This window comes from Trichococcus sp., from assembly GCF_049589555.1.
In the GTDB taxonomy this organism is placed as follows: Bacteria; Bacillota; Bacilli; order Lactobacillales; family Aerococcaceae; genus Trichococcus.
Map to the genome: position 1 here is coordinate 1 of NZ_JBAWAZ010000041.1, position 11,936 is coordinate 11,936.

Below are 11,936 nucleotides of genomic sequence, written 5' to 3' on the forward strand. Positions count from 1 at the left end.
CTTTTTTCTGCGTTCTTTCTCTCAAATATCATGGAGGTGAACGACCATAGCAAAAGATATGATGGTTAACGACGGCATCCGTGCCCGCGAGCTACGCATTATCGGTAGTGACGGCGAGCAACTAGGAGTCAAATCGAAAAGTGATGCATTGCAGATTGCAGAAGCAGCAAATTTAGATTTAGTTTTGGTATCGCCAAATGCAAACCCGCCCGTTGCCCGTATTATGGATTACGGTAAGTTCCGTTTCGATCAACAAAAACGTGAACGTGAAGCCCGTAAAAACCAAAAAGTGGTAAGCCTTAAAGAAGTGCGCTTGAGTCCTTCCATCGACGAAAATGATTTTCAAACGAAAATGCGGAATGCTCGCAAATTCTTGGAAAAAGGTGACAAAGTGAAAGCATCCATCCGATTCAAAGGACGTGCAATCACCCATAAAGAAATCGGACAAAGGGTCCTTGATCGCCTTGCATCTGAGCTTACTGACGTTTCGACGATTGAATCTCATCCTAAAATGGACGGAAGAAGCATGTTCTTGATGTTGGCACCAAAAGCCGATAAATAAATTTGTAACTTAATTTAGGAGGAAAGACAAATGCCAAAACAAAAAACTCACCGTGGTTCAGCTAAACGTTTCAAAAGAACTGGTAACGGCGGACTAAAACGTTGGAGCGCTTTTACAAGCCATAGATTCCACGGAAAAACGAAGAAACAAAGACGTCAATTGCGTCAAGCTTCAATGGTTAGCGCATCTGATATGAAACGCATCAGCCAACAATTATCACAAATGAAATAATTCTAAACAACAATACGAGATAGAACTTTGGTTCTAATAAGGAGGAAATCACTATGCCACGTGTAAAAGGTGGGACAGTAACCCGTAAACGCCGCAAAAAGATTATTAAATTATCTAAAGGTTATTACGGTTCAAAACATACATTATTCAAAACAGCTAAAGAACAAGTAATGAAATCTTATACTTATGCTTACAGAGACCGTCGTCAAAAGAAACGTGACTTCCGTAGATTATGGGTCACTCGTATCAACGCGGCTGCTCGCATCAACGGCATGAGCTACAGCACTTTGATCCACGGATTGAAACTTGCTGGTATCGAAATGAACCGCAAAATGTTGGCTGACTTGGCTGTTACAGACGCTGCAGCTTTCACTGCAGTAGCTGAACAAGCTAAAGCTGCTTTGGCTAAATAATTTTCTAATCGCTGCCCTCCGGTCTTTGACCGGGAGAGCGGCGATTTTTTTGTTTTTTTTACTGTGAATGCTATACTGATATTATGTCAGTAAATCAATGGGGGTATCATTTTGGAAGAGAAAGAATTACAAATGCTGATCGATTTGACGGATGCGAGAGGCGTTCCGGGCAATGAAGGCGAGGTCCGCGAAGTCTTCAGACGTTATGCCGAACCTTTCGCCGAAAGCTTTTCGCAGGACGGATTGGGCGGTCTCTTTGCCAAACATACAGGAGCGGAAGAGGGGCCGACCATTTTGTTGGCGGGGCACTTGGATGAAGTGGGATTCATGGTCACGAGCATAACCGAGAAGGGTTTCATCAAATTCCAAACTTTGGGAGGCTGGTGGAATCAGGTCATGCTTGCCCAGCAAGTGGAAATCACCAACTCGAAAGGCGAGCGCTGCCACGGAGTCATAGGCTGCAAACCGCCGCATGTCCTTACGCCGGAAGCGCGCAAAAAGCCATATGAAATCAAAGATATGTTCATCGATATCGGCGCTTCTTCGAAAGAACAAGTAGCGGAATGGGGCATCAAGCCCGGCGATATGATTACGCCGTATATTTCCTTCAAACGCATGAACGATTCCAAATTCCTGCTGGCGAAGGCTTGGGATAACCGCATCGGTTTGGCTGTTGCACTTAAAGTGTTGGAAAATGTCGCAAAAGCCGGGCACCCGAATGTGATCTTCAGCGGCGGTAATGTCCAGGAGGAAGTAGGCCTGCGCGGTGCGAAGACGGCCACGCATATGATCCGTCCGGATATCGCATTTGCTTTGGATACAGGGACGGCAGGGGATACCCCGGGAATGACGCCTCAAGAAGCGGATTCCGAATTAGGGAAAGGGCCGCAGTTATTGATTTATGATGCGTCGATGATTCCGCATCGTGGCTTGCGCGACTTCATTGTCGGCGTTGCCGAAGAATGCGAAATTCCATTCCAGTATACGGTCATTACGGGCGGCGGAACGGATGCAGGCGCCCAGCATCAGAGTTTGGATGGCATTCCTTCCTTCGCGATCACTGTGCCGGTACGTTATCTGCATTCGCACACGTCCATGATCCATGAAGATGATTATCTGAATGCAGTCAAATTGGTCACCGAATTAGTCAAGCGTTTGGATGCCGATACAGTCAAACAGATCCGCGAAAACGTATAAAACAAGAGCAGTGTGAATATCTGTCGAAAAGTATCCACATATTTTCGTTGGTGGATAGAGTAAGATATAGATAATGAAAAAGTAGGAATCAAGATAGCGAGAGGAGGGGATGGCAGGATGGAGAAGATGAAAAGACGTATCGCGATCATCGGCGGCGGGCTGAGGGGATTGACAGCCGCTTATGAAATCGATAAAGCCATCCGGGAACAAAACCTCCCGTTTGAATATGTCGTTCTGGAGGATCGATCCTCTGTCGGCGGCATGATCCACACGATTGATATGGACGGTTATGCGATTGATGTGGGAGCATCAGCTTTCGATTCGAGAAGGGCGGATATTTCCGATTTTCTGCAGGAATTAGGCTTGGAAAATGAAAAGCAATTCAGCTATGGGGGCAAACTGGTGTTGTTCGATGGGAGTGCAGTCATTGATGACGTTATGCCAACCTACCACGGCATGCCGCTTTTCCTTAATGATATTTGGCAGGCCAATGGATTGACCTTGGATGCAAAGCTCCGAGCGTTCATGAACAGTATTTTCCTGTCCAAAAATCTGCATGAAAACCCGGAATATTCCACCGACAACTTTTTGGAATTCCGTTTGGGGCGGGAAGTGGTCGATTATATGGCTGAACCCTATTTCCCGGATAACGTCTATGGCTCCATGGAACTGATGCCAGTAAAATTATTCGATGAAAATTTGGTGACGATCTACGGGAAGGCGCACATCGGCAAGGATAAAAAAGAGCAGCTGATGCGTTACGCCGATGGATCCGGCCAGGAGTATACCTTCAAGGAAGGTTTGGCAAGCTTAACCAAGCGTCTGGCCCAACACATGGAAGGCCATCTATACTTGAATCAGAAAGTGAAATCATTGAGCAATGCGTCAGATGATCTGCTGTTGATTGAATTGAACGGACGTGAATCCATGCGCGCGGGAAGTGTTGTCGTCACAACAAACCCTCAGGAATCACTTGGATTTTTGGATGGATTCTCTAATGAAATTGCTTTTCCGAAATCCCAAAGCACCAGTGTCGGCACAGTTTTTTTCAAAATAAATAAAAAGGCAGTCAGAAACCTTCCTGAAGGGCAGGGGTTTGTGATTCCGCGGAGGAGTTCTTTTCATAGCACCAAGCTTGTCGTTTTGAACAACAAATGGCCGCTGTTTGAACAAGCGGAATATTATTACGTGCTTGTGGAATTCGGCAGACGTTTGGAAGAAACCTTGATAGAATTAGCCGATGATCTCGTGATGGATATTATCAAGAATGAAGTGAAGGAAATTTTGGCCTTGACCGAGGAACCTCTGCAGACCACTTTATATCGTTGGGAAAAGGCCGTACCGCATTTCAGTCTGCAACAAAGACAGGAGATGTTGGCTGAAGGCTATCCAGTCCATGGAGAATATGCAAAAAGAGGCATTTTTGTCGGGGGAAACGGAATCACTGGTTATGGAATGGAAAATGCCATCATTGAAGGGAAACGCTTAGCGCATGAAGCGATCCATTACATGAAACAACTGGAAAAGAATGACAACCCGAATACATAATGTAACAGTCCGCCTATCTGTATGTTTACAGATAATGGTGGACTGTTTTTAATTTCATGTAGTGTTTGTTTTTGATTGGTGCTATAATGAATTCTATGATATAGAGCTGTTATTGTTTTTAAAAAAACTGTTTCTTTTCGTTGCTATGAAAGAGTTTGCCGTTGAGGATGGCTTGAGGCATGATATAATCTGGATAGGATTCTTTGCTTATCAGATATTGGATTGGGGGACGTTTAATGGAATTGACAATTTTGGGCTGCATGGGCGGCTATCCTACAAAAGATGTCGGTACGACAGCTTATCTGCTGACATCCGATGATTTCAGACTATTGATCGACGTCGGCAGCAATGCTTTGTTGTCGCTGGAGCATCATTTGGACCCTTTGGATTTGGATGCGCTCATCCTGACGCATTATCACGCAGATCATATTGCGGACTTGGGTGTCCTGCAATATACTTTTCAGCTGAAAGAGCCTGCAGAAGGCAAGGCAAAAAAAGTACTGCCGATATACGGGCATACTGAATCGGAATTTTTCCGCTTGTTGGAGATGACGGGAGTGAGTGAAGGGATTGCCTATGCTCCGGATGAAACGTTGGAATTGGGGCCATTCCGGATCCGTTTTTTGAAAACCATCCATCCGGTTCCGTGCTATGCGTTGCGGATCGAGGAGATCGCCACCGGAAAGGTCTTCGTCTTCGGGGCGGATTCAGCCTATTTACCAGCATTCGTGCCTTTTGTGAAGGATGCTGACCTGTTCTTGGCTGATGCGAACCTGTTCAACGGCAACGAGCGACACCATGCGCATATGACTGCAGGCGAAGTTGGGGCGATAGCTGAAGGTGCAGCAGTCAAACAGCTGATACTGACGCATTTGCCGCAAAAAGGCGAGCTATCCATGCTGCTGGGTCAAGCGAAAGAAGCAGCGCCGTCCGTGACCGTCACGCTTGCAGAAAAGGACCGGATCGTCACAATCTGATCGCGTCTATCAACCAGAACGAAGCGAAACGACAAATCGAATCAAGAATGGGAGAGGTATAAGCTTATGTATTTTGTGGATAATCAAGGACAGTTGGATCCTAGCGTCAATATTGCGTTGGAGACATTTTTACTGAAGGAAAAAATCTTGGATGAGCCGATTCTGTTGTTCTATATCAATGAGCCTTCGATCATCATCGGCCGCAATCAGAATACGATCGAAGAAATCAATGCGGATTACGTCGAAGCGAATAAGATACACATCGTCCGCCGTATGTCCGGGGGCGGCGCAGTGTACCACGATTTGGGGAACTTCTCTTTCTGCTTCATCACGAAGGATGACGGTGATTCATTCCGCGATTTCGGGAAATTCACAAAACCGGTCATTTCCTTTTTGCACAGCGTAGGCGTCAAGGAAGCTGAATTAAAAGGCAGAAATGATCTGGTCATCGGAGAGAAAAAATTCTCGGGGAATGCCATGTATGCGACAAACGGAAGAATGACCGCCCATGGGACAATCCTTTTCGACTCCGATCTGGATGCCGTAACCGGCGCATTGAAACCACGCAAAGAGAAAATCGAATCGAAAGGCATCAAGTCGATCCGCAGCCGCGTGACCAACATCAAACCTTTTGTTGATGAGGCTTATCAAAACCTGACTACGGAAGAATTCCGAGACTTGATGTTGTTGTCGATTTTTGATGTCGAAACGCGTGAGGAAGTAAAAGAGTACCATTTGACCGATGAAGATTGGAAACGCGTTTATGAAATCCGCGAAGAGTACTTCGGCAACTGGGATTGGAATTACGGCAAATCACCCAAATTCGAAATCCAAAAACATCATCGTTTTCCGATCGGATCCATTGAAATCCGCATGAACGTTGAAGATGGGCATATCCAACAGCTGAAGGTTTTCGGAGATTTCTTTGGCTTGGGGGAAATCAAGGATGTTGAAGATGCTTTTATCGGAGTCAAATATGCCAAAGAGGATATGCTGGCCAAATTGAATGAACTTGACATCAAAAAATACTTCGGTAATGTGACAGCAGAAGAGTTGCTTGAAGAATTGTACTGATAAAGAAAGAGAAGCCCCGCAATTTGCGGAGCTTCTCTTTTACATCTGTAGGGCTGAACAAACCCGTTCAGCTTTTATATTCTATCTGTGGAGGCCGATTGCTGTTTCCATGCGTTTCAAGGTTTCGGAGGCAACTGCATTCGCTTGTTTTGCGCCTGCATCCAAAATGTCATCCAATTCTTTGGAACTCAATAACTCGTAATAACGATTCTGCATCGGTTCCAATTCAGCAATGATGGCATCCGCCAGTTTTTCTTTGAAATTACCGTAGCCTGAGCCCGCAAATTCTTTGACCAAGTCATCGATCGAGCGATCGGTAAAGGCCGAGAAAATCGTCAATAAGTTCGAGATGCCAGGCTTATTTTCTTTATCGTATTCAATAATGCCACTTGAATCGGTGACAGCACTCTTGATTTTTTTGCGGATGACTTTTGGTTCATCCAGCAAGGAAATGTAGCCTTTTGTGTTCTTGTCGGATTTGCTCATTTTGCTGGTAGGGTCTTGGATGCTCATGATCCGTCCGCCGTCTTCGGGAATCATTGGCTCCGGCATGGAAAGGATTTTTTTGCCTTTCCCATACTTATTGTTGAAACGCTGCACAAAATCCCTTGTCAATTCCATGTGCTGCTTCTGATCTTCGCCGACAGGGACGAAATCCGTATTGTAGAGGACGATATCCGCTACCATCAAAGGAGGGTAGGTCAGCAATCCGGCCGAAACTGTCTCTTGTTTGGATGATTTATCTTTGAATTGGGTCATTCGTTCCAATTCGCCCAAGTAAGTGTTGCATTGGACGATCCAAGCAGCTTGAGCATGGGCAGGGACTTCCGATTGGATGAAGATGGTCGACTTGTTCGGATCGATTCCCAGCGCCAAATAAAGTGCCGCCAATCCACGTGTTCTTTCGGTCAAAGTGGCTGGATCTTGTGGTACGGTGATCGCATGCTGGTTTACGATGCAATAGGTGCAGTCGTAATCTTCTTGGCGTTGGACGAATTGTTTCATCGCTCCGATGTAGTTCCCGATTGTCGGGATACCGCTGGGTTGAACGCCGGAAAATATTTTCTTTTTCATAGAAAGCCTCCTAGGTTAAGTACGTCATTATTTATTATAACGCAAATCGGGTTTGTATTCACGATTTAAATCGAATGCACAAAGTCGGATGACTGTGGAGGTAATGGAAGCGTTTTTAAAATTTAGACTGAATTCGGAAAAAAATAATTATCAAACGATATTTATTATAAATTGTAAAACTTCGAATTTGAGATACGTTCGGTTAAAATGCTGTTAAATAAGGTTTTCACAAACTTTTTGCTGACTATTGAAAAGTGAAGATGTGTCTTAAATGTGACAGAATTTTGTAGAACCCTAAAAAAAAGGATAGCTATTGTGTGCGGATTGGTTTATAATAGTATATGTAAGTGATTCACAAACAAAACTTACAAAAAAAGGAGAGATCAGAGATGGTAACATTATATACTTCCCCAAGTTGTACCTCATGTCGCAAGGCACGTGCATGGCTAGAAGAAAATAACATCCCTTATACTGAAAGGAATATATTCTCCGAACCTTTGACAGAAATTGAAATCAAAAGCATCCTGAAAATGACTGAAGAAGGCACTGAAGAAATTATTTCCACTCGATCCAAAGCGTTCCAAGAACTGAACATCGACTTAGACGATTTACCTTTAAATACATTATTCACTTTGATCGAGGATAATCCCGGCCTGTTGCGTCGTCCGATCATTCTGGACGAGAAGCGTTTGCAAGTGGGATACAACGAAGACGAAATCCGTCGTTTCTTGCCGAGGGAAGTCCGCGCGTTGGAACTACAAAAAGCACAAAGATTGGCAAACTTCTAGTCAACAGCAACTAAACAGGAATCAACAGACAAGTGCACCGGATCAACGGCTGTACTTGTCTTTTTTGACCGCAAAACGTTGGCATTTTGACAGGAAAGAAACGCTCAGATGAGAAAACAAATGAGAAGTTAAAAGATTTTGTGCTTTTGTCTTTACATTTTTGCGATTTGATTTACAATGGGTATAAGAAAAATAGGGAAAGAAAAGTGGGGTGAAGCATGATGGAAATGGAAAACATCAACGAAAACACAATTCGCGTTTTGATTGAGAATTCTGATTTAGAGGAAAGAGGCATCACCTTTCTGGATTTATTAGGAAATCAAAAGCAAATCGAGAGCTTTTTCTACAGCATCCTCGAGGAAGTCGATGTTGATAATCAATTTCATGAATCAGATGCAATTACTTTCCAAGTGCTGCCTAATGGGAACGGCTTAGAGTTATTCATCAGTAAAGGGATGAATAATGAAGACGACTTCGACATGGCGAATGGCTCCAATCAATTGGAGCATGTAGTGGATTACATCAAAAAACAGACAAAGAGTTTCAATGCACGCGATAAAACGGATGTTGAATCTGAAGAAGATGATATGGCACCGGTGGAAGTCGTATTTAAATTCCAGAGTTTTGATGATTTCTTGGAGCTGGCGAAACGGATGTTTTTGGAGAGCGGCGTATCTTCGCTTTACTATTATGATAATCAATATTATTTGACGGTTGTCTATTTCATAGATGAGATGACGGAAACGAATATCGACAACGAAATTCTGAAGGCTTTGGAATTTGCGGAGGAATCTGATATCGCGGTTGAGATATTGGGCGAATACGGTAAGTTGGTCATCCAAGACAACGCATTGGAATCAGCCAGACATTACTTTAAATAAATAATCAGATCCGATCCTGAAAAGGGTCGGATTTTTTATTGTTTATTCGCGGATATTATGGGAAAGAGACAGAAAGGGCGGTTGCTTATGCTGATCGCTAGAAATGCAAATGGGGAATTGATTCAGGCTTACCAGGCTTCAAAAGAAAAAGGCAAGAAGGTCGGGGAGTATTATTGTCCGGCCTGCAAGGGGAAGTTGGTGCTGAAAAACGGAAACATCATGGTTGCGCATTTTGCCCATCACCAACATTCGGATTGTGCCGTTTTTTCGGAAGGCGAAACGCTTCCCCATCTGAAAGGGAAGCAGCTGCTTTTTGAGAAGTTCCAGAGTGAAGGGAGTGCAGTTACCTTGGAGTGTTGGCTTCCGGAATTGCAGCAGCGTCCGGATCTCCTGCTAGTTCTTGGGGATGGAAAGAAAATTGCTGTGGAGTACCAGTGCAGTCCGATTTCGCCTGCCGATCTTAGGAACCGGACACAGGGATACCAACGATTCGGCTACGAAGTATGGTGGATTTGCGGGATGAACTATCAACCGGGTGGCATCAAAATGACGCAGGCGGTTTATCAATTCTTAAATCATTCCGTTGCGCTTGGAAATTGGATTGGTATTCTGGATACCCAGACGGAAGAAATGGCCATCTATCACCACCTCAAGTTGGGCAGTGATGATCGATTTCATTTTGGGAAGACTGCGATTACGGTGGATGACCTTAAAGTTGCTACTTTAGAAAGTCTTTACAGAAAAGGTTGCTTACCCGGTTGCGACGATTTGCTGCCGCCCTCTGCCCGGGGAACCGTTGACCGCAAACATATGCAGGCGAAGGATATCAATCTGTTGCGGTACCGCACCGACCCGGAGCACCGGAAATTTCTGTTGGCGGTCTATCTCGATCGGAAGGACCTTTATCATTTGCCGGCATTCCTGTTCGAATTGCCTTGCCGAACATTAGGCATCCGCACACCGGCCTACATCTGGCGGTACTATCTTCTCCGGGATTTCAGCGATCCGGAAACGACAAAGCCTCTCACCAAAAAGCAGCTGCTTGGTTGGCTGTCAAAATGCATACGCATGAACATGATCCGGACAAGGACGTCGAAGGAAGTTGATGAGGCGAATTTATGGGAACCGTTACTCCAATTCATGATGCGCCTAGTCGAGGATGGGTATGCCGCGGCCATCGGCAGGGAAGAATGGGTGCTGCTTTCTGCGCCGTTGGAAGGAAAAACGGATATTCATCATTCTTGCTTGGGTTAGAACCTGTATATTCTTGCCAGTATCCTTTCGGTCCCAAGGTATGATAAAATTATACTATTGAGAAATTAGAGGGGGAAACCGCATGACAAACACACAAAAACGACTGAAGAGAGCGGATGTCCCGGAGACTTCCACATGGGATTTGACAGCGATCTTTGCGACAGATGAAGCTTTCGAGAAAGCGTTGGACGAATTAGCGGGTGCAGTGCCGTTCGTGAAGGCCTTGCAAGGATCCATCGGCTCAAGCAGTCAATCTTTGCTGAAAGGGATTGAAGAAGTCCTCAAGATCAACCAGAAATTGGAACGGGTCTATGTTTACTCCCATCTGAAGAATGATCAGGATACTGCAGACAGCCTGTATCAGAATCTGCACGACAAAGCTTTGTCGATCTTGACGAGCGTCAGTGAAGCGACTTCTTGGTTCGAACCGGAAATACTGGAGATTCCGGAGGACGAGCTGGAGAAATACTTGGCAGAGAACGAAAAGTTGCAGCCGTATGCGCATCTTTTGGATAGCCTAACCTCTGCTCGTGAGCATGTCCTGTCCGCCAGAGAAGAAGAGTTGTTGGCGGGGGCTGGGGAAATCTTTGCTGCGCCAAGTAAAACTTTCTCGGTTCTCAATAACGCAGACATCACCTTCCCGATAGTCAAGAACGAGGAAGGCCAAGATGTCCAACTGACTCACGGTTTGTATGGGCAGTTGATGGAAAGTCCGGATCGGGAAGTGCGCGAAGGGGCCTTCAAAGCGCTCTACCAAACGTATGAGGGTCTGAAAAATACGTTTGCGACCACCTTATCCACGAACGTGAAGGCTCACAATTACAAAGCCAAAGTGCATAAATATGAATCAGCCCGTGCAGCGGCGTTGGCAAACAATCACATTCCGGAAGCGGTTTATGATACGTTGCTCCAGGTGGTCAATGAGCACCTGCCTTTGCTGCATCGCTATGTGGACTTGCGCAAGGAATTGTTGGGTGTAGAGGAGTTGCATATGTACGATATGTATACACCGTTGACAGGGGAAGCGCCGATCAAATACAGCATCGAGGCGGCAACTGAAGAAACCTTGCGTGGCCTTCAGCCACTGGGAGAAGATTATTTGGCTATCCTCAAGGAAGCATTCGGCAACCGTTGGATCGACTGGCTTGAGAATGAGGGCAAACGCAGCGGAGCTTATTCTTCCGGCGCCTATGACACGAATCCGTATATCCTGATGAATTGGCAAGATTCATTGAATCAACTGTACACATTGGTCCATGAACTGGGTCATAGTGTGCACAGCTATCTGACGAGGAAGAATCAGCCTTATGTGTACGGCGATTATTCGATTTTCCTGGCCGAAATCGCTTCGACAACGAACGAAAACATTCTGACTGATTACTTGCTGAAGACCCAGACCGATCCCAAAGTCCGCATCTATATTTTGAATCATTACTTGGATGGCTTTAAGGGAACGATCTTCCGTCAAACCCAATTTGCTGAATTTGAGCACTACATCCATCAGCAAGCCTTGGCAGGTGTTCCGTTGACTCAAGATTTCATGACTTCCTATTATGCAGAACTGAATGCCAAATATTATGGTCCGACCGTCGAAAAGGACCCTGAGATCGGCATCGAATGGACCCGCATCCCGCATTTCTACTATAATTATTACGTTTACCAATACGCTACCGGCTTTTCGGCTGCAACGGCATTGGCAAAACGCATCGTGGAGGGTGAAGAGGGCGCGCTGGAGAAGTACCTTTCCTATCTGAAAGCAGGAAACAGCGACTATCCGATTGAAGTGATGAAAAAAGCAGGCGTGGATATGACCCAGTCCGCTTACATCGAGGATGCTATGAAAGTGTTTGAGGAACGTCTGAACGAGCTGGAACAATTGATTGCAGCGCAACAAGCGTAATAAACAAAAAAGCTTCGCGGCCAATTGGGGCCGCGAA

General features: G+C 45.3%; 12 protein-coding genes. 11 read left to right on the forward strand and 1 reads right to left on the reverse strand.

Annotated elements, in window-relative coordinates:
• Window positions 1–58: 58 nt before the first annotated feature.
• The 7 genes from infC to WBV27_RS01920 all read left to right on the forward strand — a co-directional run bounded on the left by infC (window position 59) and on the right by WBV27_RS01920 (window position 6,002).
• Window positions 59–562, forward strand: coding sequence for a translation initiation factor IF-3 (infC, locus tag WBV27_RS01890; protein WP_086628383.1), 504 nt, complete (start codon window positions 59–61; stop codon window positions 560–562).
• Window positions 563–592: 30 nt separating this feature from the next.
• Window positions 593–793, forward strand: coding sequence for a 50S ribosomal protein L35 (gene rpmI / locus WBV27_RS01895; protein WP_086628382.1), 201 nt, complete (start codon window positions 593–595; stop codon window positions 791–793).
• A gap of 53 nt (window positions 794–846) precedes the next feature.
• Window positions 847–1,206, forward strand: a complete 360-nt coding sequence (gene rplT, locus WBV27_RS01900; RefSeq protein WP_086628381.1) for a 50S ribosomal protein L20 — start codon at window positions 847–849, stop codon at window positions 1,204–1,206.
• A gap of 111 nt (window positions 1,207–1,317) precedes the next feature.
• Window positions 1,318–2,403 carry a M42 family metallopeptidase gene (locus tag WBV27_RS01905; RefSeq protein ID WP_424198920.1) on the forward strand — a complete coding sequence of 362 codons (1,086 nt, stop codon included), beginning with the start codon at window positions 1,318–1,320 and terminating at the stop codon, window positions 2,401–2,403.
• 117 nt (window positions 2,404–2,520) lie between these two features.
• Window positions 2,521–3,951: a protoporphyrinogen oxidase gene (gene hemG / locus WBV27_RS01910; RefSeq protein WP_424198922.1), complete on the forward strand. Its 1,431-nt coding sequence runs from the start codon at window positions 2,521–2,523 to the stop codon at window positions 3,949–3,951.
• 236 nt (window positions 3,952–4,187) lie between these two features.
• The gene (locus WBV27_RS01915) at window positions 4,188–4,928 is read left to right on the forward strand and encodes an MBL fold metallo-hydrolase (RefSeq protein ID WP_424198924.1); all 741 of its coding nucleotides are present in this window, start codon (window positions 4,188–4,190) and stop codon (window positions 4,926–4,928) included.
• A 66-nt stretch (window positions 4,929–4,994) separates the two neighbouring features.
• Window positions 4,995–6,002 carry a lipoate--protein ligase gene (locus WBV27_RS01920; protein WP_424198926.1) on the forward strand — a complete coding sequence of 336 codons (1,008 nt, stop codon included), beginning with the start codon at window positions 4,995–4,997 and terminating at the stop codon, window positions 6,000–6,002.
• A gap of 81 nt (window positions 6,003–6,083) precedes the next feature.
• On the opposite strand, the gene trpS is transcribed toward WBV27_RS01920, so the two are convergent.
• Complete coding sequence (gene trpS / locus WBV27_RS01925) at window positions 6,084–7,076, reverse strand: tryptophan--tRNA ligase (protein ID WP_140186058.1); 993 nt, start codon at window positions 7,074–7,076, stop codon at window positions 6,084–6,086.
• A gap of 389 nt (window positions 7,077–7,465) precedes the next feature.
• On the opposite strand from trpS, the gene spxA reads away from it, so the two are divergent.
• The 4 genes from spxA to pepF all read left to right on the forward strand — a co-directional run bounded on the left by spxA (window position 7,466) and on the right by pepF (window position 11,899).
• A complete protein-coding gene (gene spxA, locus WBV27_RS01930; RefSeq protein WP_086628375.1) occupies window positions 7,466–7,864 on the forward strand; it encodes a transcriptional regulator SpxA in 399 nt (132 codons plus the stop codon).
• A gap of 218 nt (window positions 7,865–8,082) precedes the next feature.
• On the forward strand, window positions 8,083–8,745 hold the full coding sequence (locus WBV27_RS01935) for an adaptor protein MecA (RefSeq protein ID WP_233436801.1): 663 nt from the start codon (window positions 8,083–8,085) through the stop codon (window positions 8,743–8,745).
• 87 nt (window positions 8,746–8,832) lie between these two features.
• Complete coding sequence (locus WBV27_RS01940) at window positions 8,833–9,999, forward strand: competence protein CoiA (protein ID WP_424198929.1); 1,167 nt, start codon at window positions 8,833–8,835, stop codon at window positions 9,997–9,999.
• A gap of 82 nt (window positions 10,000–10,081) precedes the next feature.
• Window positions 10,082–11,899 carry an oligoendopeptidase F gene (gene pepF / locus WBV27_RS01945; RefSeq protein ID WP_424198931.1) on the forward strand — a complete coding sequence of 606 codons (1,818 nt, stop codon included), beginning with the start codon at window positions 10,082–10,084 and terminating at the stop codon, window positions 11,897–11,899.
• Window positions 11,900–11,936: the final 37 nt, after the last annotated feature.